General features: G+C 56.5%; 31 protein-coding genes. 14 read left to right on the top strand and 17 right to left on the bottom strand.

The genetic code is table 11. The features are described from left to right. Position 1: 1 nt before the first annotated feature. From I5192_RS10895 to I5192_RS10885, 3 genes are all read right to left on the bottom strand, one after another. Entirely contained in the window at positions 2 to 700 is a 699-nt protein-coding gene (locus I5192_RS10895; RefSeq protein ID WP_170401754.1) for an EI24 domain-containing protein, read from the bottom strand. Next, positions 697 to 1,275, bottom strand: a complete 579-nt coding sequence (locus I5192_RS10890) for a nitroreductase family protein (protein WP_223116838.1) — start codon at positions 1,273 to 1,275, stop codon at positions 697 to 699. The genes I5192_RS10895 and I5192_RS10890 overlap by 4 nt, the downstream gene beginning before the upstream one ends. A gap of 136 nt (positions 1,276 to 1,411) precedes the next feature. Continuing rightward, entirely contained in the window at positions 1,412 to 1,660 is a 249-nt protein-coding gene (locus I5192_RS10885) for a hypothetical protein (RefSeq protein ID WP_170392337.1), read from the bottom strand. Between the two features lie 121 nt (positions 1,661 to 1,781). On the opposite strand from I5192_RS10885, the gene I5192_RS10880 reads away from it, so the two are divergent. The 5 genes from I5192_RS10880 (at position 1,782) to I5192_RS10860 (ending at position 3,710) form a co-directional block, all read left to right on the top strand. Next, a complete protein-coding gene (locus I5192_RS10880) occupies positions 1,782 to 2,480 on the top strand; it encodes a M48 family metallopeptidase (protein ID WP_223116837.1) in 699 nt (232 codons plus the stop codon). Next, the gene (locus I5192_RS10875) at positions 2,480 to 2,848 is read left to right on the top strand and encodes a YigZ family protein (protein ID WP_170392333.1); all 369 of its coding nucleotides are present in this window, start codon (positions 2,480 to 2,482) and stop codon (positions 2,846 to 2,848) included. Before I5192_RS10880 ends, I5192_RS10875 begins: the two co-directional genes overlap by 1 nt. Before the next feature lie 68 nt (positions 2,849 to 2,916). Further along, positions 2,917 to 3,168, top strand: a complete 252-nt coding sequence (locus I5192_RS10870) for a DUF6455 family protein (protein ID WP_170420623.1) — start codon at positions 2,917 to 2,919, stop codon at positions 3,166 to 3,168. Between the two features lie 16 nt (positions 3,169 to 3,184). Beyond that, the gene (locus I5192_RS10865) at positions 3,185 to 3,448 is read left to right on the top strand and encodes a DUF6455 family protein (RefSeq protein ID WP_370644304.1); all 264 of its coding nucleotides are present in this window, start codon (positions 3,185 to 3,187) and stop codon (positions 3,446 to 3,448) included. A gap of 4 nt (positions 3,449 to 3,452) precedes the next feature. Continuing rightward, entirely contained in the window at positions 3,453 to 3,710 is a 258-nt protein-coding gene (locus tag I5192_RS10860; RefSeq protein ID WP_170512492.1) for a DUF6455 family protein, read from the top strand. Positions 3,711 to 3,713: 3 nt separating this feature from the next. Here I5192_RS10860 and I5192_RS10855 read toward each other — a convergent pair whose 3' ends face one another. Beyond that, positions 3,714 to 3,956: a CDGSH iron-sulfur domain-containing protein gene (locus I5192_RS10855; RefSeq protein WP_010441831.1), complete on the bottom strand. Its 243-nt coding sequence runs from the start codon at positions 3,954 to 3,956 to the stop codon at positions 3,714 to 3,716. Positions 3,957 to 4,171: 215 nt separating this feature from the next. On the opposite strand from I5192_RS10855, the gene I5192_RS10850 reads away from it, so the two are divergent. After that, complete coding sequence (locus I5192_RS10850) at positions 4,172 to 4,360, top strand: hypothetical protein (RefSeq protein WP_255611743.1); 189 nt, start codon at positions 4,172 to 4,174, stop codon at positions 4,358 to 4,360. A gap of 135 nt (positions 4,361 to 4,495) precedes the next feature. Then, positions 4,496 to 4,852, top strand: coding sequence for a diacylglycerol kinase (locus tag I5192_RS10845; RefSeq protein WP_170420629.1), 357 nt, complete (start codon positions 4,496 to 4,498; stop codon positions 4,850 to 4,852). Positions 4,853 to 4,868: 16 nt separating this feature from the next. Here the strand turns inward: I5192_RS10845 and rimO are convergent, their stop codons facing one another. Next, complete coding sequence (rimO, locus tag I5192_RS10840) at positions 4,869 to 6,266, bottom strand: 30S ribosomal protein S12 methylthiotransferase RimO (protein ID WP_223116836.1); 1,398 nt, start codon at positions 6,264 to 6,266, stop codon at positions 4,869 to 4,871. A 93-nt stretch (positions 6,267 to 6,359) separates the two neighbouring features. On the opposite strand from rimO, the gene I5192_RS10835 reads away from it, so the two are divergent. Further along, positions 6,360 to 8,288 (top strand): AsmA family protein, encoded by a 1,929-nt coding sequence (locus tag I5192_RS10835; RefSeq protein WP_170647865.1) that lies wholly within the window; start codon positions 6,360 to 6,362, stop codon positions 8,286 to 8,288. A gap of 51 nt (positions 8,289 to 8,339) precedes the next feature. On the opposite strand, the gene I5192_RS10830 is transcribed toward I5192_RS10835, so the two are convergent. The 4 genes from I5192_RS10830 to I5192_RS10815 are packed head-to-tail and all read right to left on the bottom strand — an operon-like array spanning position 8,340 to position 12,914. Next, the gene (locus I5192_RS10830; RefSeq protein WP_223116835.1) at positions 8,340 to 9,836 is read right to left on the bottom strand and encodes a phosphomannomutase/phosphoglucomutase; all 1,497 of its coding nucleotides are present in this window, start codon (positions 9,834 to 9,836) and stop codon (positions 8,340 to 8,342) included. A gap of 15 nt (positions 9,837 to 9,851) precedes the next feature. Continuing rightward, positions 9,852 to 10,685 (bottom strand): 3-deoxy-8-phosphooctulonate synthase, encoded by an 834-nt coding sequence (kdsA, locus tag I5192_RS10825; RefSeq protein WP_170564054.1) that lies wholly within the window; start codon positions 10,683 to 10,685, stop codon positions 9,852 to 9,854. 5 nt (positions 10,686 to 10,690) lie between these two features. Next, complete coding sequence (locus I5192_RS10820) at positions 10,691 to 12,277, bottom strand: capsule biosynthesis protein (protein ID WP_223116834.1); 1,587 nt, start codon at positions 12,275 to 12,277, stop codon at positions 10,691 to 10,693. Further along, positions 12,255 to 12,914 carry an ABC transporter ATP-binding protein gene (locus I5192_RS10815; RefSeq protein ID WP_170392311.1) on the bottom strand — a complete coding sequence of 220 codons (660 nt, stop codon included), beginning with the start codon at positions 12,912 to 12,914 and terminating at the stop codon, positions 12,255 to 12,257. The genes I5192_RS10820 and I5192_RS10815 overlap by 23 nt, the downstream gene beginning before the upstream one ends. Positions 12,915 to 13,122: 208 nt before the next feature. Between I5192_RS10815 and I5192_RS10810 the strand changes: the two genes are divergently transcribed. Both I5192_RS10810 and I5192_RS10805 read left to right on the top strand, forming a co-directional pair. After that, positions 13,123 to 13,710, top strand: coding sequence for a uracil-DNA glycosylase family protein (locus I5192_RS10810; RefSeq protein WP_170636042.1), 588 nt, complete (start codon positions 13,123 to 13,125; stop codon positions 13,708 to 13,710). Further along, positions 13,703 to 14,491 carry an SseB family protein gene (locus I5192_RS10805; RefSeq protein ID WP_223116833.1) on the top strand — a complete coding sequence of 263 codons (789 nt, stop codon included), beginning with the start codon at positions 13,703 to 13,705 and terminating at the stop codon, positions 14,489 to 14,491. The genes I5192_RS10810 and I5192_RS10805 overlap by 8 nt, the downstream gene beginning before the upstream one ends. Before the next feature lie 9 nt (positions 14,492 to 14,500). Here the strand turns inward: I5192_RS10805 and yghU are convergent, their stop codons facing one another. After that, positions 14,501 to 15,376: a glutathione-dependent disulfide-bond oxidoreductase gene (gene yghU / locus I5192_RS10800; protein ID WP_170625217.1), complete on the bottom strand. Its 876-nt coding sequence runs from the start codon at positions 15,374 to 15,376 to the stop codon at positions 14,501 to 14,503. A 242-nt stretch (positions 15,377 to 15,618) separates the two neighbouring features. On the opposite strand from yghU, the gene I5192_RS10795 reads away from it, so the two are divergent. Next, positions 15,619 to 16,137 (top strand): YHS domain-containing (seleno)protein, encoded by a 519-nt coding sequence (locus I5192_RS10795; RefSeq protein WP_170392303.1) that lies wholly within the window; start codon positions 15,619 to 15,621, stop codon positions 16,135 to 16,137. A gap of 61 nt (positions 16,138 to 16,198) precedes the next feature. On the opposite strand, the gene I5192_RS10790 is transcribed toward I5192_RS10795, so the two are convergent. Both I5192_RS10790 and metF read right to left on the bottom strand, forming a co-directional pair. Then, positions 16,199 to 16,861 carry a J domain-containing protein gene (locus tag I5192_RS10790; protein WP_170401705.1) on the bottom strand — a complete coding sequence of 221 codons (663 nt, stop codon included), beginning with the start codon at positions 16,859 to 16,861 and terminating at the stop codon, positions 16,199 to 16,201. A 203-nt stretch (positions 16,862 to 17,064) separates the two neighbouring features. Then, the gene (metF, locus tag I5192_RS10785) at positions 17,065 to 17,931 is read right to left on the bottom strand and encodes a methylenetetrahydrofolate reductase [NAD(P)H] (protein ID WP_170564047.1); all 867 of its coding nucleotides are present in this window, start codon (positions 17,929 to 17,931) and stop codon (positions 17,065 to 17,067) included. A gap of 94 nt (positions 17,932 to 18,025) precedes the next feature. Between metF and I5192_RS10780 the strand changes: the two genes are divergently transcribed. Continuing rightward, positions 18,026 to 18,931, top strand: coding sequence for a LysR family transcriptional regulator (locus tag I5192_RS10780; RefSeq protein ID WP_170420656.1), 906 nt, complete (start codon positions 18,026 to 18,028; stop codon positions 18,929 to 18,931). 71 nt (positions 18,932 to 19,002) lie between these two features. On the opposite strand, the gene I5192_RS10775 is transcribed toward I5192_RS10780, so the two are convergent. Continuing rightward, the gene (locus tag I5192_RS10775) at positions 19,003 to 19,362 is read right to left on the bottom strand and encodes a hypothetical protein (RefSeq protein ID WP_170420658.1); all 360 of its coding nucleotides are present in this window, start codon (positions 19,360 to 19,362) and stop codon (positions 19,003 to 19,005) included. A gap of 215 nt (positions 19,363 to 19,577) precedes the next feature. On the opposite strand from I5192_RS10775, the gene I5192_RS10770 reads away from it, so the two are divergent. Further along, entirely contained in the window at positions 19,578 to 20,363 is a 786-nt protein-coding gene (locus I5192_RS10770) for an inositol monophosphatase family protein (RefSeq protein ID WP_223116832.1), read from the top strand. A gap of 59 nt (positions 20,364 to 20,422) precedes the next feature. On the opposite strand, the gene bhcD is transcribed toward I5192_RS10770, so the two are convergent. The 4 genes from bhcD to bhcA all read right to left on the bottom strand — a co-directional run bounded on the left by bhcD (position 20,423) and on the right by bhcA (position 24,809). Then, positions 20,423 to 21,388, bottom strand: coding sequence for an iminosuccinate reductase BhcD (gene bhcD / locus I5192_RS10765; protein ID WP_223116831.1), 966 nt, complete (start codon positions 21,386 to 21,388; stop codon positions 20,423 to 20,425). Between the two features lie 72 nt (positions 21,389 to 21,460). After that, positions 21,461 to 22,624, bottom strand: coding sequence for a 3-hydroxy-D-aspartate aldolase BhcC (gene bhcC / locus I5192_RS10760; RefSeq protein WP_223116830.1), 1,164 nt, complete (start codon positions 22,622 to 22,624; stop codon positions 21,461 to 21,463). A gap of 11 nt (positions 22,625 to 22,635) precedes the next feature. Next, positions 22,636 to 23,607 carry a beta-hydroxyaspartate dehydratase BhcB gene (bhcB, locus tag I5192_RS10755; protein ID WP_223116829.1) on the bottom strand — a complete coding sequence of 324 codons (972 nt, stop codon included), beginning with the start codon at positions 23,605 to 23,607 and terminating at the stop codon, positions 22,636 to 22,638. Between the two features lie 11 nt (positions 23,608 to 23,618). Next, positions 23,619 to 24,809 carry an L-aspartate--glyoxylate aminotransferase BhcA gene (gene bhcA, locus I5192_RS10750; protein ID WP_223116828.1) on the bottom strand — a complete coding sequence of 397 codons (1,191 nt, stop codon included), beginning with the start codon at positions 24,807 to 24,809 and terminating at the stop codon, positions 23,619 to 23,621. 203 nt (positions 24,810 to 25,012) lie between these two features. Here bhcA and I5192_RS10745 point away from each other — a divergent pair, with 203 nt between their 5' ends. Next, a complete protein-coding gene (locus I5192_RS10745) occupies positions 25,013 to 25,834 on the top strand; it encodes an IclR family transcriptional regulator (RefSeq protein ID WP_223116827.1) in 822 nt (273 codons plus the stop codon). The last annotated feature ends 7 nt before the right edge of the window (positions 25,835 to 25,841 follow it).

The raw sequence follows: 25,841 nt of genomic DNA, 5'->3' as shown, positions 1-25,841 counted from the left end.
CTCAGGTTCGGCTACCCGATAGACCGTGATAAATGTGCGTGAAGGTCGCCGCTCCTAGGATCGGGATCAACAGGTTGACCAATGGCACAGAGAGCGGGACCGCCATAAGAATACCGGCGACCCAAATGGTTGTCGCGTGCTTTGCGCGCAGCTTTCGCGCCCCCTCGCGCCCCAGTCGGCGCATCGCAGCCAGGGTGAAATATTCTCTCCCCAGAAGAAACCCGTTCATACCCCAAAAGATAAACAACGCGAATGGCGTGAAGAGTGCATAGAGGATCAATGCCAACAGGTTGGCAACAATCAGTACACCCAGAAAACTGAGCGTATCCCTTAGCGCATCGCCAAAGGGGATGCGCTGAGCCGGCGGCAGACCGGGGTAATGCTTATCCTCAACCGCCTGTGCGACCTCATCCAGAAACATCGAGGTGATGGCTGACGCAACGGGGACCATCAGAAACACCGACAGCACCATCATCAGCAGGAATGACGACACGCTTAGCAGGTCGTTCAGCCATGTCACCTCACCCAGTATTGGCAAGGTGGCCTGATCGCCGACCAGCGCGTTGATCAGCCACAAAAATCCGGCATAGGCAGCCACCAACAACGCGAATGTCAGGCCAACACCCAACAGAAGTACCTTGCGGAATCTTGGGTCGCCGATCTGTCCCAGCGCCTGTAGAAACGACTGGATGATGATCATTCGGATACCCATTGGGTTAGTGCCGCGACATTGGGGCGCGGTCGTTCGGGAGGGGTCGTACCTTCGGTTGCGATATGGATAAAGCCTGCAATCTTCTCGTTTTCGGCCAAGCCGAGCCCCTGTTCGCAAAACTCGCGATCATGAGATTGCCAGCCGGACAACCAATTGGCCCCCCAACCTGCGGCCAGCGCTGCGTTCAGCAGAGCCAGACATACCGCACCCGCTGAATAGGTCTGTTCAATTGCCGGTATCTTGTCAGAAGGTTTCTGCACCTCAATAACAGCAACCGCCAAATGGCCCATTTCGAATTGGCTGCGCGCCTTGGCGATATCTTCGGGCGATTTTCCCAAGGCGAGACCACAAGTTTCTGTAAGATATGCAAGGCGTTGCATGGCCCCATGCTCGACAACAACAAAACGCCAGGGTTCCAGCTTTCCATGGTCCGGGCTGCGCGCTGCAGCAGTCAGCAGCGGCCTCAGCTCTTCCCGGGTCGGGGCCGGGGCTACCAGTGTTTTGGCCGGACGAGACCGGCGCGCGTGCAGAAAATCCAGCGCAGCTTGGTTCTTCAGGGTCATATGTTAACTTCCTTCACATGGCAGTCTGTATGTCGGAGGCATACTGTTCTCTTTCAAGGGCAAACTGCTCATCAAAAGGCGACAAATTCAATCTGAATTGCTGCTTGTGATCAGACGCAAGATCCAAAAGGAACCATTAGTCTTTGGTGCTCTCGGACTCACGTATCTGATAAACGCCCTCGGGCAAATCCAGCGCAGCGGCCAGATCGCGTACCTGCTCTGGTGACAGGGTAATCTTCTGAATCTGATCGGTCCGCGGGTCCAACTGCTCAAGTGTGACGCATTCAGCGAAGTTGTTGATGACGACATCCTCTTGCAAAGGCTTTGCGCCTTCGTCCACCAGCGTAATCACCGTCGAGTCGAATTCGTGTTCAATTGAAAACATATGTGCAGAGTGCAGGGCATAAGATCGCAATGCAACCCGCTGCAAGCTGTAATCGGCTGTGGCCCGGCCTTAAATGCCGCGCTATGCTTGTCTGCCGACAGAGTGACCGAAAGGAATGTGAATGCGCCGTCTTGCCCTGTTGCTGGTGATGCTGTTGGCGGCTTGCGATATGTCGCCTGTTATCGCGATCCCGGCCGATCAATGGCAGCCATCGTCATCAGAACAAAAGGACAAGGCGCGCGTATTCGAGCAGGTCAGCCGGGCTGTCGGAACGACCGCAAGCCGGGAATGCCGCCAATCGAGGACTGCCAATTGTGATTTTGTGATTTTGGTTGATCTCTCGTCAAAGGCCCCAGCGAATGCGTTTCAGACCTTGGACAAGGATGGGCGGCCGCTAGTCGTTTTTACACAGCCGATGATCGATGCAACGCAGAACGCGGACGAGATGGCCTTTGTCATGAGCCATGAGGCCGCCCACCATATTTTGGGTCACATCGCCCGGCAGGCGCAGAACGCCAAAGAGAGCGCGCGGATATTCGGTGAACTCGCGCGCAATCAGGGCGCGGACGATGCAGGGATTGAGCGCGCACAGGCGCTGGGTGCTGAGGTCGGGGTGCAGAACTACACGCGTGAGTTCGAATTGGAAGCGGATCGTCTGGGGACACAGATCACTTACGCGGCGGGGTATAATCCGCTGGTCGGGATGGCTTTCTTCCAACGCATTCCTGATCCGGGTGATCGTTTCCTTGCCACGCACCCTCCCAATGCCCAGCGGGTCGAAGTTGTGTTGCAAACGGCGCGGGAACTGGGATTACGATAATGGTCAACTTAACCCGATTGGGTGTCGTTCTCAGTGATCGCGGGTCGAAATATGCTGTGACGGGCGCGGGGGTCACCAGTCGTGCTGATGTCGATGCGGTACTGGCGGAACTGAAATCCGACAAGGCATATGCGAAGGCAACTCACAACACGTGGGCGGCCATCTTGCCAAACGGTGCGCTCAAGGCCGATGACGGAGAGTCTGGCGCGGCAATGGTCATTTTGCGGATGATGGAGCGGGCCGAGCTGACGGATCACGTAATCATCGTGACACGCTGGTACGGTGGCAAGAAGCTGGGCGGGGACCGCTTTCGCCGCGTGCAGGACGCCACGCGGGCCTATCTGGACCAGCTGGCAACCGGGCATTGACCTGAGTCAAGGGCACTGTGCGGGGCATGCGTTACCCTTTCCATAGAGTGAATGGAAAAGGAAACCGCATGTCTGATCGTGAAACGCTGCGACGTCACGCCGACCTTGTAGATCGGATGGCCACGACGCTGGGCGTAGATTTGCAAGAAGTTGCCATCGAAGGGGCCTTACAGTTCGACGAAATCTCGGACGCGGTATTGCGGTGTACGGAATGCCCGAATCCGGGCCATTGCAAGGCGTTTCTGGCCAAGAACCTGACAGCGCCCGACACACCTGAATACTGCCGCAATCACGAGCTGCTGAACAGGCTCAAGCCGTAACGCCAAAGGGGGTACCGTGCCACGACTTGGACGGATCATGACCCATCTTCGCCTTGTATTGCGAATGGCACAGGCGACGGGAGCCGACCTTGCCACCGCACATCGCGACGGGCACCTGAGCCAACAGGAATGGGCAGATATGGTTCAGCTCTGCCGCGGGTGCGAATGGGCGCGGGCATGCCCAGACTGGTTGAACGAGAACGAAACGGCGGAAAGCGCGCCCTGCACCTGCCCAAACCGACACAGGTTCGCCACCTTGAGGGTCAGCAAGCAAAGGTGATCAAATGAATCGAACATCACTGGGCGAGATCGAAAAGCACTTTTGGCTGACACGCTCGGTCGCGCGATCCTTAGGGATTTCTCTGACCGAAGCAATGGCCGAAGGGAAACTGACACCTGCCGACTACGCTCAGATGGTGACCCGATGCCGGGGCGCAATATGCGACGAACGTTGTCAGATATGGCTTGCTGCACAACAAGGACTGGCTGAGAAAGCGCCTGATTTTTGTGCCAATGCTCAGGTTTTGAACGACTTGACCTGACCTTCAGAGCTTATTGTGCGTTCCGTCGCATAACGGCGGGTTGGCGCAGTGCTTACAGCCACAAAAAAACACCTTTTTGCTGGCCTCAGCCGTATATTTTACGGGTTCGAACGACGTATCTTTGTGCGAACCGTCGCAAAATGGTTGCCGCTTGGACTTGCCACAGGCGCACCAGAAATAGGTTTTTCCTTCGGTCACTTCGACCGGATAGGGCGATTTCTGGGCGATGATCGGGGCGTCTGACATGTGGCTACTCCGTCTTTGGCTGATGTCGAAGTCAAAGTTTAAGGCTCTTTGTCAAAAAAGGTAGACTGCGAATGAAAACCCGCCTTCCAGCGTGGTTTCGCCTTTATTCACGAATGCGTTATCGATTCGGTTGCCATATGAAATTCTTGGTCCTATTCTGATACCGGCCCCGAAAAACTGGGCAATATCAGAAAAGTAATAGAGGATTGATGGACATGAAACTGAAATTTGCTGCTATCTGCGCCACGGCCGTTGTATTGACTGCGTGCTCGCAGCAAGAGGAACCGACCCCGGTTTACATCCAGCCCGACTATGACAAGTTTGGTACACCCAGTTGCTCGGCAGGCTATGAACTGGCCACAACCGAAGCAGGCCAGACCGTATGTAACCCGGTCACCCAATAAGTATTAAGCAGGCGGTTCTGATCGCAGGGCCGCCTGCGCACCTCTAAAAAGAACACCGCCTTCGAGGCGGTTTTTTCTTGCCTTTCTGCTGTGGGTCGCGGACGTCTTCTTGCAGGACGACTGATCGGAAACCCCATGCGCAAATTCTTTGACCACCTAAAGGATCGTACCCGCTGGAGCTGGCAGGGCCTGGCTGCAACCTGGCGGCAAGAGTATTCGTTTCGTGGGTGGGTTTGGGCCAACCTGATTTCGGCTTTATTGGCGCTTGCACTCCCTCTAGGTACGGCAGAACGGGCGCTGATCCTTGCTTTGGGCATTCTGGTCTTGGTGGCCGAGTTATTTAATACGGCCATCGAGCGTGCCGTCGATCACACCTCGACCGAGCACCACGCGTTGGCGGGGCAAGCCAAGGATGCAGCAAGTGCAGCGGTGGCGTTGTCTGCAGTCGCTGCCGGAGTGGCGTGGATCGTGATTTTGATCGGCTTGTTCTAGGGACAGACGCCTTTCGTTACGCCGAGGGGTGCAAACGCCCCCACAAGTCGTATTCTCCGGCTTCATCTACCTCGACCGTGACGATATCCCCGGGTTTCAGGCCTTCGAAGCCTTCGTCGATAAACAAGTTACCATCGATTTCTGGAGCATCGGCCTTGGTGCGGCAGGTCGCGGCCTCTTCATCCACCTCGTCTACGATGACATCGAGTTTTTGCCCAACCTTTGCTGCCAGCTTGGCCTCAGAAATGGCCTGAGCTTTCTCCATGAAACGCTCCCATCGCTCTTGCTTGACCTCGGCCGGGACATGATCCGGCAGGTCGTTCGAGCGGGCGCCATCGACATTTTCGTACTGGAAACAGCCGACACGATCCAACTGCGCTTCGTCCATCCAGTCCAGAAGCGTCTGGAACTCTGACTCGGTTTCTCCGGGGTAGCCGACGATGAACGTGGACCGCAAAGTGATATCCGGACAAATAGCGCGCCAGTTGGCAATCTCGTCCAGAGTTTTTGCCCCTGCGGCAGGGCGGGCCATGCGTTTCAGAACATCGGGATGCGCATGTTGGAATGGAATGTCGAGATACGGCAGCACATTGCTACCCGCATCTGCCATCAGCGGGATCAAATCGCGCACATGGGGGTAGGGATAGACGTAATGAAGCCTGACCCACGCATCGAATTGGCCGAGTTCACGCGCCAGATCGGTGATATGGCTGCGCACCTCCCGATCTTTCCATGGGTTCACGTCATACTTACGATCCAGCCCATAGGCCGAGGTATCCTGTGAGATCACAAGCAGTTCGCGCACGCCGCTGTCGACCAGTTTCTCGGCCTCGCGCAGCACTGCATGGGCCGGGCGGCTTGCGAGTTTACCGCGCATGTCGGGGATGATGCAAAACTTGCACTTATGATTACAGCCCTCGGAAATCTTGAGATAGCTATAGTGGCGCGGGGTAAGTTTGACGCCCGAAGCGGGCAGCAGATCGACATAAGGGTTTGGGTCGGGTGGTACGGCTGCATGTACTGCGTCCAGCACCTGTTCGTACTGATGCGGTCCTGTAACCGCCAGAATGCGCGGATGGTGTTCCCGGATATAGTCAGGCTCAGCCCCCAAACAGCCGGTCACAATGACCTTGCCGTTTTCAACCAATGCCTCGCCAATTGCGTCCAGCGACTCGGCCTTGGCGCTGTCCAGAAACCCGCAGGTATTCACAATAACGGCATCAGCACCCGTGTAGTCCGGCGAAATACCGTACCCCTCGGCCCGCAACCGGGTCAGGATGCGTTCGCTGTCAACCAGCGCTTTTGGACAACCCAGCGACACCATTCCAAGGGTCGGTTGGCCACGGCGGGGCGTCTCGGCGATCCGGGCCTCTGGGGCTAGATCGGGGCGGAGGTTCGGTGGGTTCGTGCTCATGGCCGGGCATATAGAGGGGAAAGCTTCCCCTTGCAAATCCCGCCCGCTCGGGGCTGACTTGAAACAGAGCAGAAAGGCCGGAAAGGCAGACCCATGAAGTGGCTCATTCGTTTTCTATTTCTCATAGTTGCAGCCTTCGGGCTGGTCATTGGTGCCTTGCTGCTGATGCCAGGCGAAAAACTGGCGACAATACTTGCTGAACAAGTCAAGGCGCAAACAGGCCGCGATCTCGCGTTGACCGGTGACGTCAAACTGTCATTTTGGCCGGTATTGGGGATGGAAACCGGCCCTGTGACATTTGGCAATGCGCCTTGGGCCGGGCCGGAACCGATGCTAAGCGCCCAAAGCCTCGCGGTTGGGGTCGATGCCTCGGCGTTGTTGTCTGGGAATATCCGGATCAAACGGGTGTTGGCCGATAGCCCGGTTCTACGCCTTGAACGCGCCGATGGGCGCGGCAACTGGGAGCTGCATCAGCCAGGTAACTCCTCGCAAACGGGCGCTACGGCGCAAGCCGTTGAAAGCCGACCCATCACGCTCGAGCGGTTGGAACTGACCAATGCGCGCCTAATCTATCTTGAGAATGGCGCGGTTAGTATGGATTTTGCCGATGTCGATCTTTCGGCCCGCTGGCCTGACGTAACGGCCCCAATGGAAATGCAAGCCAGTATGTCCGTCCCCGGAGGCAGCGTCGCAGTGGACCTTACCATCCCCGACTTGCCCGCATTTTCCAGCGGCGCTGTCACGCCGTTGCAGCTGAGCCTAACCGCGCCTGGCGGAGATATTCAGTTCTCGGGCCGGGTGAATCTGGCCGGCGAAATGGATGGCAAGACGACGGTCACGGCCAAGGACACCCAAAGGATGCTGGCCGCGTTTGGTCAGGGAGGAGTCACCGTTCCGGAGGGACTAGGACAGGTCGCGAGCGTATCCGGGCAGATGACCTATACCCGGGACGGGCGGATTTCATTGCGCAACATGATCGCGGTTCTGGATCAAAACCGGCTTGAGGGCGAAGCTGATATCCAGATTTCAAATCCGCCCCAGATGACTGCGCGTCTGAACGCAGGTGATCTCGACTTATCGAAGGTAAGCGGAGGCAACGCTTCTGACGGCACCTCAGATACGGAAGGGTGGTCAAAAGCCCCAATTGATGCGTCGTTTCTGGCGCTGGCAAATGGCAAGATCCGCTTGCAAGCCACCTCGATTGCGGTTCCGGGTATGACCTTTGGCAAAAGTGATCTGACACTCAGCCTTGATCGGTCGCGGGCTGTATTGCAGATGCACCCGGCCTCGCTGTTCTCGGGGCAATTGAACGGCCAGGTGGTCGCCAATAATCGCAACGGTCTGTCGGTTGGTGGAAATCTGAAAGCCGCCAATATCGATATCAACGAAGCGCTCGAAACGCTTGGGGATATCAAACGGCTTTCGGGCACCGGTTCAGGCAATCTTGAATTTCTGGGCGTCGGACAGAGCGAAGATCAGATCATGCGATCGCTCAGCGGCAAAGGAGATATCGAGGTCGGGCGGGGCGTTATCTCGGGGCTGGATCTTGACCGCCTTATGGGGCGGGGAAAGGGATCGGGTGGTACGACCGTATTCAACAGCCTTACGGCCAGCTTTACGATGAAGAATGGCGACTTGACCAACAAGGACCTGTTGATGCAGCTGGATAATTTCCGGGCGGACGGTACGGGCCGCATCGGCTTAGGAGCTCGCGATATCGATTATCTGTTCACACCGGTCGCCCTGCGCGCCAACTCAGGGCAGGGGATATCGGTACCCGTCCGAATTAAAGGTCCGTGGAGCGACCCGTCGATCAAGCCGGACCTTACCAAAGTCATTGAGGCGGCAGCCGAAGGCAAAGTTAAAGAACTGGAAGACGACGCAAAGAAGAAGGTTTTAGAAAAGGTTGGTAAAGAACTGGATACCACGGTGACGGATTCCGATCACATCGAAGACGCGCTGAAGAACAAGCTTGAGGATGAGGCCAAGAAAGGCCTGCTCAAGCTGTTTGGCGGGGATTGATCTAAGCGCGATAACAAAGGGCGCCGAAATGGGTGCCCTTCATAGTGTTATTTAGATTGTCTGATCGTATTCGCCCACGCCGGGTTCAGTTCGAATGACGGCGTCGATATCTGCGAAGATCGCGCGCATTTCATCCTCGCTTTCGCTGCTTTCGCAGACGACGACCAGATTGGGTGTATTGGATGACGCGCGGACGAGTCCCCAACTGCCATTGTCCAGAATGACCCGGGCTCCATTGACGGTCACGACCTCTTTGATAGCCCGCCCCGCAAAGCGTTCGCCCGCATCGGCTTTGGCGACCAGTCTTTCGACCAAGCGCTGCAGGATTTCGTATTTCTCAGTATCCGCTGCGTAAGGAGACATGGTGGGTGTTGACCACGTCTTGGGCAGCGCCTTGCGCAGGTCCGACATGCTTTGATCCGGGTTACGGTCCATCAGTTTGCAGATTTCCACCGCCACGCGCATTCCGCAGTCGTATCCGCGCCCGACCGGTTCGGCCAAGAAATAGTGTCCCGATTTCTCAAACCCAGCCAGCGCACCGATTTCCTTGACGCGGCGCTTCATATGGCTATGGCCGGTTTTCCAGTAGTCGGCTTTGACCCCAAGCGCTTGCAACTCGGGATCGCTGGCGAACAGCCCAGTGGATTTCACATCGGCTACAAAGGTCGAACCTGGATGCAGCTTGGCCAGATCACGGGCCATGATGACGCCGACCTTATCGGCAAATATCTCTTCGCCTTCGTCATCCACAACACCGCAACGATCGCCATCCCCATCAAACCCTAGCGCCAGGTCCGCGCCGCTGGATTTGACTGTGTCGGCCATGTCATGCAGCATTTCCATGGCTTCCGGGTTCGGATTGTAATTGGGGAAGGTGTAATCCAGCCGTGTATGGCTGGGCACAACCTCAACCCCGATCCTTTCGAAAATCTCGGGCGCGAAGGCGGCGGCGGTGCCGTTGCCGGTGGCACAAACCACTTTCAGCGGACGCGACATTTTGAAGTCACCGACCAGATCATCGATATAGGCTTCCTTCACGCCATCGACGAATTCATATGACCCGCCCGGGCGTGCAACACCTTCCCCGTTCAGGACGATGTCGCGCAGTTCCGACATTTCGTCAGGGCCGTGGGTCAATGGGCGGTCAAAGCCCATTTTGACGCCGGTCCAACCGTTCGGGTTATGGCTTGCCGTGACCATCGCAACCGCCGGTACGTCCAGATGGAATTGCGCGAAATACGCCATCGGGCTGAGCGCTGGGCCGATATCTTTCACCTGAATACCCGCCTGCATAAGTCCAACGATCAGAGCGTTTTTGATCGACAGGGAATAATCGCGATAGTCATTTCCCACTGCAATCACGGGTTCGATCCCGCGTTTGAGCATCTGTGTGCCCAGACCCAAACCCAGGGCCGTCATGCCTGGCAGATTGATCTCATCGGGGTATTTCCACCGCGCGTCATATTCGCGAAAGCCCGTGGGCTTGATCATCGGATCGCGTAGAAAGCTCCAGGTGTTTGGGGTCACCTCAGGCAAAGGCTTGGTCATCACAAATCTCAATCGTTAAATCTGAATTGGGTTTTCTTTGGCCAGCGCATCAAATCGCATCAATGTGTCAACCAGATGGCCCATCTGATCCAAAGGGATCATGTTCGGCCCATCTGAGGGGGCGGTGTCGGGATCCTGATGGGTTTCTATGAAAACAGCCCCGACGCCTAGAGATACAGCGGCGCGCGCCATCACTGGCGCAAACTCACGCTGTCCACCCGAGGAACCACCTTGGCCGCCGGGCTGTTGCACCGAATGGGTCGCGTCCATGACGACCGGATATCCGGTTTGCGCCATCTGCGGCAGCGATCGCATGTCCGCGACCAGCGTATTGTAGCCAAACGAAGTTCCACGCTCGGTCAGCAGGATGTTCTGATTGCCGGTGCTTTCGATCTTAGTGACGATATTCGGCATTTCCCACGGGGCAAGAAACTGCCCTTTTTTTACGTTGACCGCTTTGCCGGTATTGCCCGCCGCCAGCAGCATGTCCGTCTGACGACACAGAAACGCAGGGATTTGCAGAATATCGACGGCCTCAGCCGCAATCGCGCATTGCGCTTCGGTATGGACATCGGTCAGTACCGGTATGCCCATGGTCTTGCGGATATCTTCCAGCACCTGCAGCCCGGAATCAATGCCCATGCCGCGCTTGCCGGACAGCGAGGTCCGGTTAGCTTTGTCATACGAGGCCTTGAACACATATTGCGCACCTGCGGCGTCGCATGCCTCTTTCATGGTGCCGGCGATCATTTGGGCGTGATCGGCGGTTTCAAGCTGGCAAGGGCCGGCAATGATGGTCAGCGGAAGGTCGTTGCCAACCGTCAGGTCGGCGATTTTTACATGTTTCATGAGTCTTACGAGGATACCTGTTCACGAAGGACCGACGCGGTAAGCGAGATCATCAGGTAGATACCAGCAAATAACAGGAATGCCAAAATCGTATTTTCGAACTTGCGCGGATAGCTGGGTTCCTGGCTGGCGACCGGGTTCACCGAGACGGTCAGATACCGCACTTTTCGGTTGGCCTCGGTCCGTGTGGCTTCCATTTGCTGCATTGCTGTTTGCAGCATCATGTCACGGGCCGCCAGATCGGCCTGTGCCATCTGGATTCGCACGCTCAGACGCACCAGCGAATTATCGCCCGCCGAGACGTCGAGCATTTCGGCATTCAACTCATCAAGGACCGCTTGCAGCCGTGCGATATCCGCACGCGTGCCATCGACCTTGGCCTGGTTGGGCCGCGTGTTGTCGAGCAGCGCGGCCAGCTGCAGTTCTTTATCCTGCAGCTCGAATTCGAACTGATCTATCCGCGCTCGCAAGCTGGCGATCACGCTTTGCGGGTCCAGTATCGCGCCCTGTAGCTGCAGTTCGATCAGGTCTTCCTGCGCCTGTCTGCGCGCCTCCTGTGCGGCCTCAAAGCTCGCCAGGGCATCGCGCATCTGGTCTTCGCGTTTCAATTCGGTCAGGCCATTGATGGTCTCTTCGGCGTAAGAAATAAGCCGCCTGGACAAATCGACCGCGATCTCGGGGCTTGGAGCCGCGACCTCCATTCGGATGACGCCATCGCTGGGGTCATATCCGATTGTGATCATACGCTTATAAAGCTTGTAGGTTTCCTCAAGCGTCGGATCGGCCGGCAAACGCTGGATCGGATCGATCCAGTCCTGCCGAAAAAACTCAGTAAACCCGACATCCCGCTCCAACCGCTCCAACGCATCCTTGGATTCCAGAAATTCCTGCGTGGCCACGGAATCCTGCGCCGTAGCAAACTGCGTGCCTGCCAGAAATCCGCCAAACGAGGCGCCGCCGCCATCGGCCTGCAGGATCGAAAACACCGAGTCGCTGGCATACATCGGCGTCGCCACGCGGTAGAAATAGTAGCCCACGACAAAGGTTGGAATGATCACGAAAACCGCCAATCGTGCGAATAGCCCGGCAAGCTTGCGGCGGCGTCGGCGGGCGATATCTTTCTGGATCTGCCCGATTTCATATTCACGGCGTTCAGCCGGGCTGAGTTCCGGCCCCGGCAGGTTCTTCTGCGAGTCCTTCGTCGTCTGAGGCAGGTGAATCTTTATGTTGTCCTGCGCCGCGTCATCACCGGTCGTTTTGTCCTGAGAAGGAGCAGCCAGATCAAGCAGGTTGGTGCGCTGAAATGGATCAATCCCTTTCTTGCGCAACAACCGGACCGCATCGTAGTCGGACGTCGCCGCCAGTCCGTTCTTATGCGCCAATCGCCGCGCGACGCGCAGTTGCCGCCCTGTCAGGCCTTCGCGTTTGATCGCGTCCAACTCGGTGCCCGGTTGCTGGGCGTCGCCAGCCGTGTCGGTGCCCTGCGTCGCCTTGCGGATGCGCGAAATGGCATCCGAGCGCGCCTCGGCAGTGCCGGAACCGCGTGCGGTGCGCTCGGGGTTGTATTTTCTAGCCTTGGGTTTGGTAGTCATAGAGCTGCTTTGCCTCTTCCAAGGTTTCAAACATATAAAGCTGGCCGTCCACCAGAACCGCAGCCTGCCGCGCGAATTTTTCAAGAAGCGAAGGGTTGTGCGATACGATCACCAAGGTCGTCGTGCGCAGCTTTTCTTTCAGAATGTCGCCCGCCTTCTTGTTGAACTCGACATCGGTTGTCGAGGGCATCCCCTCGTCAATCAGATACATATCGAAATCCAGGGCCAACATCAGCGCAAAGGTAAACCGGGCCCGCATTCCAGACGAATAGGTGCCGAGCGGCTGGTCGAAATACTCACCCAAGTTGCACAGCCATTTGCAGTAGGCTTCGACATAGTCGGGATCCATGCCGTAGATCTTCGCGATATAGCGTGCGTTCTCCAGCGCGGACAGGCGCTTGGCCACACCTCCTGCAAAGCCCATGGGGAAGGATACGCGGCAGTCGCGCCGAATCACGCCTTCGTCGGGCTTTTCCAGCCCTGCCATCATGTTGATCAACGTGGTCTTGCCGGTTCCGTTCGGGGCCAGCACGCCAAGAGATGTTCCAAGCTCGACCCGGAACGAGACCCGATCCAGAATCACCTTGCGGCGGGTTCCGGTCCAGAAAGACTTGCTGACATTTTCGAATTCCAGCATGTGCGGCCTGCAGATCGCTCGGGGTTTTGACGGTTTGAGGATCGGTGTGCTACCGATCCATGTTGGCCACATTATGTCGAAATATGAAACAAATGATCAATGCGCATCCGAGTTCATGACATTGATGTGTTGCAAGGACGGTTTCATTGGCTCGAGGGTAGATGATGCCTATCTTCATCGATGAACATTGCAAAAGCCTGTTGATCCGATGAATTCGCTGATTGAGGACATCCAAGCCTGCCGTTTGTGCGCGGATAGGTTCGCGCAGACCACGACTGCGCACCAGCCGCGCCCGGTGGTCTGGTTTCGCCCCGGTGCGCGCATTTTGATCGCAGGTCAGGCACCGGGCGCGCGCGTCCATGCTTCAGGGAAGCCTTTCACCGACCCTTCGGGTGACCGGTTGCGGGATTGGCTGGGACTGGATGAGAACGCATTTTATGACCGTTCGCGCGTATCCATCGTGCCGATGGCGTTTTGCTTCCCCGGATACAATGAGCGCAAGGCCGACCTGCCTCCGCCGCCGATATGCGGGCGCACCTGGCATGACAAGGTGATGGCTGCGTTGGGAGAAGTACCGTTGACGATCCTCGTCGGGGGTCATGCCCATAAATATCATCTTGGCGTAAAAACACCGGTTACCGAGACTGTTAGTCTTTGGCGAGACCATGCACCGCGCGTCTTTGCCTTGCCTCACCCGTCCTGGCGCAATACGGCTTGGCTGAAGAAAAACCCCTGGTTCGAGGCCGAGCTGTTGCCGGTGCTACAGAAACGGGTGAATGAGGTTCTGAATGACTGAAGCCACAGCTTTGGATGCTGCACATAACGCCATGCAGGCGGCCCCGGAAGACGACAACGCTCGACTACGCTTTTTCGAAAGACTGGCCGATAGCGAGCTTTTCCTGATGCTGACCGAGGAAGCGAAGGATGAAAACATCTCGCCCGAGCTGTTCGATGTGGCGGATGGTCGTTTTGTTCTGGTGTTTGATCTTGAGGAACGAATGGCGGCATTTGCGGGTCGACCGGTCCCCTATGTCGCTCTGTCGGGTCGTGTTCTTTCAGGGGTGTTGTCGGGGCAGGGGGTCGGGCTGGGTCTGAACCTTGATGTTGCACCGTCGTCGATGTTGATCCCCGCTGAAGCGCTCGGTTGGTTGTCTGACACGCTGCAGCATGGTCCTAAGGAGGTGCAGCAGCGACTTGCCGAATTCCATCCGCCCTCCGGTTTGCCAGATGTTCTGTTAACCGCGCTTGATGCAAAGCTGGCGACGGCTGCAGGTCTGGCTGCGGCGGCGTTTCTGGTTGGAACAAGGACCGAGGATGGGGGGCAGGGTCATTTGTTGGGTTTTGTTTCGGCGGTCGAAGGCGCGCAGCCAGCGCTTGCACGCGCCGTATCCGAGGCATTGACCTTTTCGGGGATCGAGGCCGGAGCGCTGGATGTTGGCTTTTTTGAAGTGCAGGATCCGGCTACTTCTGCCTTGGCAAAGGTTGGGCTGCGGTTCGATTTGCCCCAGCCTCAAGCGCCCCAAATGGAAAGGGCCGCGCCGGGCAGTGATCCCGAGCGGCCCCCAATATTGAAGTAGCGCAGGACGTTAGTCTGCCGCTTCCAGTTTATCCTGCGTGCGCGTCTCAAAATCGCTGGCGTCATGGCGTTCGTGCAACTGCGTATGCGGCTCTCCAAACGCACGATTGACCATCCGGCCGCGCTGAACGGCGGGGCGAGCATCGATGGCTTTGGCCCACCGCATCACGTTTTCATAGCTTTCGACATCCAGGAATTCTGCCGCATCGTATAGACGGCCCAGAACAAGCTGCCCGTACCACGGCCAGATCGCCATGTCGGCGATCGTATAGTCCTGACCTGCAATATAAGGCTTATCGGCAAGTTCCAGTTCCAGCACATGCAACTGGCGTTTGGCCTCCATCGCGAAACGGTCGATCGGATATTGCCATTTCTCAGGCGCATAAGCGTAGAAGTGGCCAAAGCCACCGCCCAGATATGGCGCGCTGCCCATTTGCCAGAACAACCAGTTCATCACTTCTGTCCGTTCGGCACCGCTGGCGGGCAGAAACTCACCGAATTTCTCGGCGAGATGCAGCAAGATGGAGGCGCTCTCGAAAACGCGCACAGGTGTTTCACCTGAATGATCCCACAGCGCCGGTATCTTCGAGTTAGGATTGGCCCCGACAAAGCCCGAGCTGAACTGATCACCTTCACCGATGTTGATCAGCCACGCATTGTATTCGGCCCCGGAATGGCCCAATGCCAAAAGCTCCTCCAGCATGACCGTAACCTTGACGCCGTTCGGGGTGGCGAGCGAATACAGTTGAAGCGGGTGCTTCCCGACCGGAAGATCCTTTTCGTGGGTCGCACCAGCTATGGGCCGGTTTATGTTGGCAAAGCGTCCTCCGCTTTCGCTGTCCCAAGTCCAGACCTTTGGGGGTGTGTAAGTGGATTGTTCGCTCATCTTTTGCCTTTCTGCATCATTTGGCCAAAACGCGCCGCCTCCACAGCTAATATTGCAAAACTCAAAGTCCAACCCCGGATGTGGCGAGATATTTGTAACATTGCACCTCGTTCACCTCACAAAACCCCTCTGGTTTTCACAGCGGCGCGAGGGGGTCTTCGCGCCGGGCCAAAATTACCTATTGTTTGACCAGACCCGCAGTTCGGGTGACCAGAAACCGTAAGGACATGAGGACCAATCACATGAAACGCTTTGCGCTGACCCTTGCCGCGACGATGGCTTTTGCCGTGCCCGCGTTCGCCGGAGAACAATATGTTGATGGCACCGGATTTGCCGTATCGGGATACGACGTTGTTGCTTACCGCAGCCTGGATCAGGTTCCTGTAGGCCAGTCGCAACCCGAGGCCGTTCGCGGTCGGGCCGACATCACCGCAGACTATAATGGTGTTACCTGGGCGTTTGCGACCGAAGAGAACCGTGACAAGTTTCTGGAAAACCCGGCCTTTTACGCACCGCAATATGATGGCCATTGTGCATACGGCGTGTCGAAAGGCGGCAAGGTTCCGGGCAACCCAAATCTGTGGCGTATCGTCGATGACAAGCTTTATCTGAACATCACTGATGTTGTTGTTGGTTTCTGGGAAGAGGATGTTCCGGCCAACATCGACCTGGCAGAAGGCAACTGGCCCGGAATCGAAGGGGATGCCGCTTCGACCAGCGTGATCCCGAAATTCACATCAGAAGGCCCGATTTCCAACTGATTCCGATGAATGAAAGAAAGCCCGGCCACTAAGGCCGGGCTTTTTTCGCTGGCGGGTTCTCTCACCCCGCCAACTCGAACATATCCCGCATGTGTTGATCCGCTTCGAACCGTATTGTTACACTCTTGGCACCGGGAAATTTTCTCTCGCGTATCGGGTCAGGAATGACAATCTCACCGGAGCCCGAGCCTTTGGACCGAAAGGTCAGAATCTCTGTTTCTGACTTGCGGTAGCCGGAAAGGACCGAGGTTGGCAATGCAACGCGGTTAGACCCTTCGCAGACTGACGATGCGACGAAGTAGGTAAGATCGCGCCCGAAGCATCCGATTGCATCAGGAACATGGTCCGAAGATTCGCGGGCGCTTTTGGCGGCGTCCGGTTCACCCAGTTCCGATAAATCCTTCAGCGCGCGTTCAGGTTTTAACAGATCGTGACAAGCTTTGATTTCATCTGCGGCCAGTTCGATTACGCGTTTCTTCAAACGAGGACGACGCGGTGTAGAAGAATCTAAACCGTTTTTGCGTGTCATCCCTTCTTTACGCAAAAAATCATAGGCTGATTTAGCATCCGAAAAACCGGAATAATCACCGTCGGTATGATCAGGATGATCGTGGAACGCGATTTTGCGCCAGGCTTCACGAATCTCGTTTGCGTTTGCATTTGGGGGCAGACCAAGAACCTGCAATGCTTCGGCCCGAGCCTGTACCTTGCTCACTGGCTTCATACTCAAAACACTCATTAAAACTACAACGGGGTCAGATTGCCATTGATCACATTTTTGTCAAATTTTTTCAGGAATTAGACTGAGGTAGGGCAACAGTTGATGGGTGCATATCGAGATTGTCGCCTGCGCAGCGGTTGTCGCAAATGAGCATATCAGACGACCGCCACGCCCGGCGATACAGGGCAAACGCAAAAACTGTAGGATCAGGCGACGTTCTGCAATTCGGTCTGGGGTGTAATGCCCAGGGCAAAACAGACATCCCGAGTAAGCTCAGGTCGGTTGAGCGTATAGAAATGCAGTTTGTCCACGCCGCCTTCTATCAGGTCCGAGCAGAGTTCGGTGCATAGCGCCGTCGCCAGAAGATCTTCGCGATCGTCCCGGATTGCTTTGTCAAATGCGTTCTCGATCCAGTCGGGAATGTGGGCGCCACAGCGTTTTGCAAAGTTACGCGCACCCTTCCAGTTCTCGATGGGAAGAATGCCCGGTACGATAGGCTTGTCGATCCCCGCTTTTTCGCAGGCATCGCGAAACCGGAAGAAGGTTTCAGCCTCGAAGAAGAATTGGGTCAACGCCTCGTCCGCGCCCGCATCCAGCTTGGCCTTTAGCCAATCCACATCAGCGCGGGCATTGCTTGCTTCTGGATGTTTATCCGGATAAGCGCCGACACGGATGCTGAACATCTCGGTCTCGGCCAGTGCAGAAATCAATTCTACCGAGTTGGCGAAACCATCAGGGTGGGGGGCGAACCGGTCTTGACCTTTAGGGGGGTCGCCACGCAGGGCAACGATATCCTGAACGCCTGCGCGCGCGAATGTGTCTGCAATCTCAAGCGTCTCCTGACGCGAGGCATCGACACAAGTCAGATGCGCAGCAACAGGCAGCCCCGAGGATTTGTGCAAGGTTGCAACTGCATCACGCGTCAACTCACGTGTTGTACCACCAGCACCATAGGTCACCGATACAAACCGTGGGTTCAGCGGCGCCAAGGTCTGAACCGTATCCCAAAGGCGAAACGAGGCCTCCAGAGTCTGCGGCGGGAAGAACTCGAATGAAATCTCAGGCTTGGTCATAGTGGCCTCGTAGCTGTCATTTATGCCCTTGTGCCATCAGATGCATTGTGAGACAAACTCATATTGTTCAACAACAACATGAGTCACGTGAGTAATGCATATCGAATTTCGCCACTTACGGACGATCAAAGCCATCCACGAATGCGGTGGGCTTGCGCGTGCAGCTGATCAGCTAAACATCACGCAATCCGCACTAAGTCACCAGATCAAGGGGTTGGAAGATCAGGCCGGGGTCGAGCTGTTTTTACGTCGATCCAAGCCGATGAAGTTGTCGGCAGCTGGTTTGCGGCTGCTGCGGCTCGCTGAACAAATTCTGCCTCAGGTCGAGGCGATGCAGGATGAGTTTTCATCGCTGCGCGACGGTCGCACCGGTCGGATGCACATTGCGATCGAATGTCACGCTTGTTTCGAGTGGCTGTTTCCGGTGCTTGAAGCTTTCCGTAAATCCTGGTCAGACGTTGATGTGGATATCCGCCCGGGCCTTGCATTCGACGCGTTGCCCGCCTTGCAGAAAGAAGAAGTTGATCTAGTGGTGTCCTCTGACCCCGAAGATCTGCCGGGTGTCGAATTTGTCGAACTCTTTGACTACCAGGCCGTATTTGTCGCGGCGTCTTCGCATCCATTGGCTGAAAAGCCCTATATCGAAGCTGAAGATTTCCGAGGTCAGACACTGATTACCTACCCGGTCGAACGAACCCGGTTGGATGTTTTCAGTCAGTTGCTGATCCCGGCCCGGGTCGAGCCGGCCTCGGTCCGGCAGGTCGAACTGACCGCAGTAATATTGTTGTTGGTCGCCTCGAACCGGGGCATCTCAGTTCTGCCCGATTGGGTGGTGCGCGAAGTGAAGTACAACTCTGATTATGTCACACGTCCTCTGACCAAGCAGGGCGTTACCCGCGGACTATACGCTGCAGTGCGTTGCGACGACCTTGAAAAGCCCTTTGTACAAGAGTTGGTAGAACTCGCACGAGCCGAAGCACACAAGCTGCAGGCACAGTAGCCTGCAGCATGCATGGAATTAACTTGTTAAACCAAGCCAGAAAACTCTTCAACAACACGGCTTCAATTTTACTAGCAAGCTCCGTAGCACCGTCGAAAGACCTCCTTGTCAAGCGCGGTTACCAGAACGCATACTCCGCTGGGCACAGGGCCAATAAAGCAAATCTTTAAACAAGCTTTCACTACCGTCCCATCGGGAATCCAGCCCGGCACTTTGAAGCATTCCTCAATGTCCACAATTGGAATTTTCAGACAAACTTTTCCATCTTCGACGGTTACCGAAATGCAGACTTCACCTACAATGAGCGGAGAAGCACCAAGCACTGCGTCCTTTGATGAACGCGCTGCTATATTTTGTTCATCAAAATTGGCGCGCCCAGTTTCGATAAGTTGGTCAATTTCTCTTTGGGGAAACTCGTGATACGTAGCCATATGAGATCTCCTTAGAATTGCATCACAGTGATTTGTGCGAGTTCAATGTGCGGGCTGGCAGACGGACCAGAGCGATTCGACCTCCAGCGCGGATCAACAATTGCCTAACGACGAATAGCTGTCAGTGTCCAATTTCACATTGAACATCATTCCTCTTGGCAAGGGCGCGTTGCCCCAGTATACGCGCGGCTTGACCGGACAGGAGCCTTTGGAAAATGGTTGGCAGTGCAAATCTCAACATCATGATCAAGGCCGCGCGAAAGGCGGGGCGTTCTCTGGTCAAGGATTTTCGTGAAGTCGAGAACCTGCAGGTGTCGATGAAAGGTGCGGGCGACTTTGTGTCGAAGGCCGATATCGCGGCCGAAGCCATCCTGAAAGAGGAATTGCTGGGTGCCCGTCCGACCTATGGTTGGCTGGCCGAAGAGGGCGGCGCGATTGACGGCGAAGACCCGACTCGTCGCTGGATCGTCGACCCGCTGGATGGGACAACCAACTTCCTGCACGGGCTGCCGCACTGGGCCGTTTCAATCGCGTTGGAACATAAGGGCAAGATCGTTTCGGGTGTGATCTATGACCCTGCCAAGGATGAGATGTTCTTTGCTGAAAAAGGCGAAGGTGCGTGGATGAACGACATGCGCATCCGTGTGTCGGGCCGCCATCGCATGATCGAGTCGATCTTCGCGACAGGTCTGCCATTCGGTGGCCGTTCGGATCTGCCTGCGACCTTGCAGGACCTCGCCCGTCTGATGCCTGCCTGTGCTGGTGTTCGTCGCTGGGGTGCTGCCGCGCTGGACATGGCCTATGTGGCCGCCGGTCGTTACGAAGGCTTTTGGGAGCGTCGCCTAAACGCCTGGGATCTGGCCGCAGGCATCATCATCGTGAAAGAGGCGGGCGGCTTTGTTCAGGCGCTGAACCCCGAAGGCAGCGTGCTTGAGGATGGCGAAGTGATCTGCGCCAATGAACCGATCTTTGACAATTTCGCAAAGGTAATTCTGGGCTGATATTCAACCCCGGTCATTTGATCATGGTACGCGCGTCCGGTCCGGGCGCGCGTTTTGGTTTAGAAGTCGACCTCGATCGCGATCCCTTGCTGGACCGCCAGATCAACTGCCGCGCTGGCAACCGCAAGATCTTGCAGCCCCACGCCAGTACCGTCGAACACGGTCACCTCAGCCTCGGATACACGTCCGGGATGGGTGCCGTTGATGACCTCTCCGATCTGCCGGATTTCGCCTTCGGTTTTGGTTCCGGCAGCCACGGCATGCTGGCTTTCACCAAGTGTCACGGCCTGCGCGACCTCGTCGGTAAAGACGCTTGCCCGCGCGATCAGGTCTGTGGCGACCTCTTGCTTGCCGACGGTATCGGTGCCCATGCAGGCGATGTGTGTGCCGTCGGAGACGTGCTCGGACATCAGTGTTGGCGCGAAGGAGGAGGTGATGGTGACAATCACGTCCGCCTGCACCATGCCGGGCAGATCCACAGCCTCAAAAGGCAGCCCCGCTTCAGCCGCGACCTTTTCGAGATTTGGCAGCATTTCTGGATGCAAGTTCCAGCCTATGACTTTCTCAAAGTCCCGCTGTTCCAATGCCGCGCGCAATTGGAATGTCGCCTGATGCCCGGCGCCAACCATTCCGATCACCTTGGCATCCTTGCGTGCTAAATGGTTGATCGAAACCGACGAGGCTGCAGCCGTGCGCAGTGCGGTCAGCAGGTTGCCCCCAACGATGGCCCGAACGCGACCCGTATCTGGATCAAACAAAAACACGGTGGATTGGTGATTGATCAGCCCGTGCGTTTCCAGATTGTTTGGCCAATACCCGCCTGCTTTCAGGCCAAGGTTCATACCCGCGCGATCAAACCCGCCCTTGAATCCATAGAGCGCATCCACATGGCCAATGGCCTCGCGCACAACCGGGAAGTTATAGGCATCCCCAGCCGCCATCGCGGCAAACACCTGCTCAACCGCAGTATAGCTTTCCTGTCGGCCTAACAGAGCGCCGATTTCCTTTTCAGGAACGATGATCATCGCGTTTGTCTTTCTTTTTGATGGCATTAGAAAGGGCGGTGCTAAACGTCCGCCCCTGCATTCATCTGTAATTCAATAGGCCTTGCCACGGGCAGAGACCGGCCAAAGCGCTTCAACCTTGCCGCCGCGCACACCGACGTACCAGTCATGAACGTTGCAAGTCGGGTCACAGTGGCCGGGCACCAGCCGCAGCTTGTCGTTAACCTTCAACACCCCATCCGGGTCGCCAATCACGCCGTGTTCGTCCGAACACTTCAGGTACTCCACATCGTCCCGCCCAAAGATGAAGGGCAGGCCGCTATCGACGGATTGCGCCTTCAGGCCCGCATCGCAGATTGCCTTGTCCGCTTTGGCGTGGCTCATCACGCTGGTCAGAATGAACAAGGCGTTTTCCCATTCACCCTGATCGATCCGTTGACCGTCCTTGTCCAGAATCCGACCGTAATCAGCATCCATGAAGGCATAAGAGCCGCACTGCAGCTCGTTATAAACGCCCGAGTTGCTTTCGAAGTAATAAGACCCCGTACCGCCGCCCGAAACCAGCTCGCAGTCGATCCCTTCAGCCTTCAATCCGTCGACGGCATCCTTGACCATGGCGATTGCGGTATCCAGTTTTTCTTTGCGTGCCTCATACGTATCCAGATGCTGCATCGCGCCTTGATAGGCCTGAATGCCGGTAAATTTCAGGTTAGGGGCGGCCTCAACAGCCTTGGCGATTTCGATCACGGCGGGGGTCGTGGTGACACCACAGCGGCCCGCGCCGCAGTCGATCTCGACAAAAACCTCCAATTCAGTGCCATGCTCAGCGGCAGCAGCAGACAGGTCAGCGACGTTGTCCACATCGTCGACGCAAACGATTGTGCGTGCACCAAGCTTCGGCAGGCGCGCCAGTCGGTCGATCTTGGCCGGGTCCCGCACTTGGTTCGAGACCAGAATGTCTTTGATGCCGCCGCGCGCAAATACCTCGGCCTCAGACACTTTTTGGCAGCAGACGCCGACTGCGCCGCCCAATTGTTCCTGCAGCTTCGCGACGTCTACGGATTTGTGCATTTTGCCATGCACCCGGTGCCGCATCCCATGTGCCTTGGCATAGTCGCCCATCTTCTTGATGTTACGCTCGAGCGCGTCCAGATCAAGGATCAGGCAAGGAGTCTGGATTTCGGATTCATCCATGCCGATTGCGGCAGGGATGTCATAGCCAACTTCGAATTGATCACTGTTCATCGGTTTGTTCATCCTGTTTCTCCTTACCCTTTCAGCCAGGGCAGCTTGTCCAGATCCACGTTGCCGCCGGTGATGATGACGCCGACGCGTTTGCCCCGGAAGGTGCCGGGGTTCTTGAGTATGGTGGCCAGCGGAACAGCCGAAGACGGCTCCATCACCACGCGCAAGTATTTCCAGGTGAGTTTCATTGCGTCGATGATCTCTTGCTCGGACGCGGTGAAGATGTCGGTCACATTGTTCGACACAAAGTGCCATGTGTTTTCCTTGAGCGGGACCAACAGCCCGTCCGCCACCGTTTTGGGGGCATCGTCCGCGATGATATGACCCGCTTTGAAGGACCGATAGGCATCGTCCGCCTGCTCAGGCTCAGCCGCATAGATCGCGGTTTCCGGTGCCAGGTTCGAGACCGTCAGACAGGTGCCTGAGACCATCCCGCCACCGCCGATTGGCGCGATCACTGCATCCAGGCCATCGGTCTGCTCAAGCAGTTCAGCCGAGCATGTGGCTTGGCCGGTGATAACCCGAGGGTCGTTGTACGGGTGCACGAATTCTCCGCCTGTTCGGGCCTGCACCTCGGCAAAAGTCGCTTCGCGGGACGAGGTGGACGGCTCGCATTCAGTGATCGTACCACCAAAGCGTCGTACCGCGTCTTTCTTGGCCTGCGGCGCGGTGCGCGGCATCACCACATTGCATGGAATGCACCGACGACCAGCCGCATATGACAGCGACAGGGCGTGGTTCCCGCTCGAGTGGGTGCAAACACCCTTGGTCGCCATTTCATCGCTTAGGCCGAAGACCGCATTACTGGCACCGCGCACTTTGAATGCACCTGCTTCCTGAAAGTTCTCGCATTTGAAGAACAGCTGTGCACCGGTCAATTCATTCAGATAGTCCGAGGTCATTACCGGTGTGCGTCGGATGTGCGGCCTGATCCTTTCATGCGCAGCCTGTACGTCGTCATACGTCAGGTCGGCGACGGGGATTTGATCCAACATGACTGTTCTCCCTAAGCTGCGGCTTTTGCGTGGCTGGTTGAGCTGGCGCGATAGAATTCCTGCGCCGCAGCAACCCCGCTGCCAAGCTTCACCGGGTAGTTCAGATCGGCCATGGCCATCTCGACCGTGGCCAGCCCCGACAGGACCATAACATCGGTCAGGCTGCCCAAGTGGCCAATACGGAACGCTTTGCCATTCAACTCACCCAGACCAATGCCGAAGGATACCTCATAGGTGTTGAAGGCATGGTCAGTCAGTTCGTTGCTGTCGAAACCTTCGGGCACAAAAATGGCGCTGACGGTATCCGAGTAGAGGTCAGGAGATTGTGCGACCAACTTCAGGCCCCAGGCCGCAGTCGCGCGGCGCACACCTTCGGCCAGACGGGTGTGGCGGGCATAGACATTGTCCAACCCTTCCTCGAACAGCATCTTCAGGCTTTCGCGCATGCCGTAGATCAGCTGCAAAGGCGGAGTATAGGGAAAGCCGCCAGACGCATTTGCCGACATCATATCACGGAAATCAAAGAAGGTGCGGGGCAGTTGGGCGGTATCCATTGCTGCCAGAGCCTTGGGGCTGACGCACAGGATCGCCATGCCGGTGGCCAGCATGAACCCCTTCTGCGACCCCGAGACCGCAATATCCACGCCCCACCGGTCAAACTCGAACGGCATTGAGGCCAGAGAGCTCACGCAATCCACAAACATCATGGCCGGGTGATGTGCCGCATCCATCGCATTGCGCACAGCGCTGATATCGGAACGCACACCTGTCGCGGTTTCGTTATGCGTCACCAATACGGCCTTGATTTCATGCGCTTTATCCGCGGACAGGATGGCCTCGAACCTGTCGGCTGGCGCGCCTGCTCCCCATGGGCATTCAACAATCTGAACGTCCAACCCGTGTCTTTCGCACAGATCGATCCAGCGATGGCTGAAGACGCCGTAGCGGGCGACAAGAACCTTGTCACCGGGGCTGAGCGTATTTGTAATCGCTGCCTCCCAACCGCCCGTTCCGCTGGCTGGAAAAGTGACGATCTGGCCTTCGGTGGTTCCAAAAACCTGTTTTGTATCCTCCAGTACCGGGGCGAAGGTTTCAACGAAGTCCGGGGCGCGGTGGTCTTGCGTCTGAACCTGCATGGCAAGGCGCAAACGATCAGGAATATTGGTTGGGCCTGGGATAAAGACCGGGTTTTGATGCGACATAACTCAATCCTCTGCTTTGGACCCAAGTGTCGCTTGAACGGTTGTGTGTTGCAATTTTCTTGAAAAATATTTTCATTTTATCCGTTAAATTGATAAGGTGCTGAAACGGATAGGAATTCAGTTTATCAAAATGATCTCGGAGAATTCCGGGCCAAAAAAATTGGTTCGGGTTTTCGGGGGAAAGTCCGAAAGCCAGGTGAGAAATGGAAACGCAAAAGCGACCGCGCGGCAGACCCAAATCGCTGTTTAAAGAAAGTTCGGCCGGGACCATGCAATCATTGGATCGGGCGCTGGGCGTACTTACCACCGTTGCCCGGCTAGAGCGCGTCGCGCTAAGCGATCTTGCCCGCGAGGTCGATGTACCGACGGCCACCACGCATCGCATTCTTGTGACACTGCAAAAACACGGATTCGTATCCTTTGATGAGGAACGGCAGGAATGGCTGGTCGGGATCGAAGCATATCGGACCGGTGCGTCTTTCCTGCGGCGCAACAGCGTTCTGGAAATCGGCAGGCCGATCCTGCGGCGTCTGATGCAAGACAGCGGTGAGACCGCAAATCTGGCCGTACCCGATGGAGCAGAGGTGGTCTTTGTCGGGCAGGTCGAAACTCAGAACCCCATCCGGGCCTTCTTTCCACCCGGTGCGCGGACGCCCATGTATGCGTCCGGTACAGGAAAGGCTATTCTCGCTGCGTTGAGCGAAGAGAGTTTAGGCAAAGTTCTGGGCCGGATTGATCCGGTTGCTTTCACTGAAAATACGCAGTTGCCCGCTTCAGGCCTGTATACAGATCTGGCTGAAACTCGTACCCGAGGTTGGTCTTACGATCACGAAGAACGGTATGAAGGTATGTCTTGCATTGGTGCGGCCATCTTCAATGACAGGGCTGAGCCTTGCGCCGGTATCTCGGTATCCGGACCCACCGTAAGGTTCAGCCGAGAACGCGCGCCCGAGTTGGGCGATCTGGTCATGCGCGCGGCGCAAGAGATCACCCACCTGAGCGGCGGTAGGCTACCCAAGAGCTGACGCTTGA

Origin of the sequence: Ruegeria sp. SCSIO 43209 (assembly GCF_019904295.1) — a bacterium.
In the GTDB taxonomy this organism is placed as follows: Bacteria; Pseudomonadota; Alphaproteobacteria; order Rhodobacterales; family Rhodobacteraceae; genus Ruegeria.
The sequence above is the reverse complement of the archived record's forward strand: the minus strand, read 5'-3'. Positions and strand labels throughout refer to the sequence as shown.

Bases quoted from the DNA above. Each gene is read 5' to 3' on its own strand.
- I5192_RS10895 (WP_170401754.1), bottom strand. From the start codon at position 700: ATGATCATCATCCAGTCGTTTCTACAGGCGCTGGGACAGATCGGCGAC.
- I5192_RS10890 (WP_223116838.1), bottom strand. From the start codon at position 1,275: ATGACCCTGAAGAACCAAGCTGCGCTGGATTTTCTGCACGCGCGCCGG.
- I5192_RS10885 (WP_170392337.1), bottom strand. From the start codon at position 1,660: ATGTTTTCAATTGAACACGAATTCGACTCGACGGTGATTACGCTGGTG.
- I5192_RS10880 (WP_223116837.1), top strand. From the start codon at position 1,782: ATGCGCCGTCTTGCCCTGTTGCTGGTGATGCTGTTGGCGGCTTGCGAT.
- I5192_RS10875 (WP_170392333.1), top strand. From the start codon at position 2,480: ATGGTCAACTTAACCCGATTGGGTGTCGTTCTCAGTGATCGCGGGTCG.
- I5192_RS10870 (WP_170420623.1), top strand. From the start codon at position 2,917: ATGTCTGATCGTGAAACGCTGCGACGTCACGCCGACCTTGTAGATCGG.
- I5192_RS10860 (WP_170512492.1), top strand. From the start codon at position 3,453: ATGAATCGAACATCACTGGGCGAGATCGAAAAGCACTTTTGGCTGACA.
- I5192_RS10855 (WP_010441831.1), bottom strand. From the start codon at position 3,956: ATGTCAGACGCCCCGATCATCGCCCAGAAATCGCCCTATCCGGTCGAA.
- I5192_RS10850 (WP_255611743.1), top strand. From the start codon at position 4,172: ATGAAACTGAAATTTGCTGCTATCTGCGCCACGGCCGTTGTATTGACT.
- I5192_RS10845 (WP_170420629.1), top strand. From the start codon at position 4,496: ATGCGCAAATTCTTTGACCACCTAAAGGATCGTACCCGCTGGAGCTGG.
- rimO (WP_223116836.1), bottom strand. From the start codon at position 6,266: ATGAGCACGAACCCACCGAACCTCCGCCCCGATCTAGCCCCAGAGGCC.
- I5192_RS10835 (WP_170647865.1), top strand. From the start codon at position 6,360: ATGAAGTGGCTCATTCGTTTTCTATTTCTCATAGTTGCAGCCTTCGGG.
- I5192_RS10830 (WP_223116835.1), bottom strand. From the start codon at position 9,836: ATGACCAAGCCTTTGCCTGAGGTGACCCCAAACACCTGGAGCTTTCTA.
- kdsA (WP_170564054.1), bottom strand. From the start codon at position 10,685: ATGAAACATGTAAAAATCGCCGACCTGACGGTTGGCAACGACCTTCCG.
- I5192_RS10820 (WP_223116834.1), bottom strand. From the start codon at position 12,277: ATGACTACCAAACCCAAGGCTAGAAAATACAACCCCGAGCGCACCGCA.
- I5192_RS10815 (WP_170392311.1), bottom strand. From the start codon at position 12,914: ATGCTGGAATTCGAAAATGTCAGCAAGTCTTTCTGGACCGGAACCCGC.
- I5192_RS10810 (WP_170636042.1), top strand. From the start codon at position 13,123: ATGAATTCGCTGATTGAGGACATCCAAGCCTGCCGTTTGTGCGCGGAT.
- I5192_RS10805 (WP_223116833.1), top strand. From the start codon at position 13,703: ATGACTGAAGCCACAGCTTTGGATGCTGCACATAACGCCATGCAGGCG.
- yghU (WP_170625217.1), bottom strand. From the start codon at position 15,376: ATGAGCGAACAATCCACTTACACACCCCCAAAGGTCTGGACTTGGGAC.
- I5192_RS10795 (WP_170392303.1), top strand. From the start codon at position 15,619: ATGAAACGCTTTGCGCTGACCCTTGCCGCGACGATGGCTTTTGCCGTG.
- I5192_RS10790 (WP_170401705.1), bottom strand. From the start codon at position 16,861: ATGAAGCCAGTGAGCAAGGTACAGGCTCGGGCCGAAGCATTGCAGGTT.
- metF (WP_170564047.1), bottom strand. From the start codon at position 17,931: ATGACCAAGCCTGAGATTTCATTCGAGTTCTTCCCGCCGCAGACTCTG.
- I5192_RS10780 (WP_170420656.1), top strand. From the start codon at position 18,026: ATGCATATCGAATTTCGCCACTTACGGACGATCAAAGCCATCCACGAA.
- I5192_RS10775 (WP_170420658.1), bottom strand. From the start codon at position 19,362: ATGGCTACGTATCACGAGTTTCCCCAAAGAGAAATTGACCAACTTATC.
- I5192_RS10770 (WP_223116832.1), top strand. From the start codon at position 19,578: ATGGTTGGCAGTGCAAATCTCAACATCATGATCAAGGCCGCGCGAAAG.
- bhcD (WP_223116831.1), bottom strand. From the start codon at position 21,388: ATGATCATCGTTCCTGAAAAGGAAATCGGCGCTCTGTTAGGCCGACAG.
- bhcC (WP_223116830.1), bottom strand. From the start codon at position 22,624: ATGAACAAACCGATGAACAGTGATCAATTCGAAGTTGGCTATGACATC.
- bhcB (WP_223116829.1), bottom strand. From the start codon at position 23,607: ATGTTGGATCAAATCCCCGTCGCCGACCTGACGTATGACGACGTACAG.
- bhcA (WP_223116828.1), bottom strand. From the start codon at position 24,809: ATGTCGCATCAAAACCCGGTCTTTATCCCAGGCCCAACCAATATTCCT.
- I5192_RS10745 (WP_223116827.1), top strand. From the start codon at position 25,013: ATGGAAACGCAAAAGCGACCGCGCGGCAGACCCAAATCGCTGTTTAAA.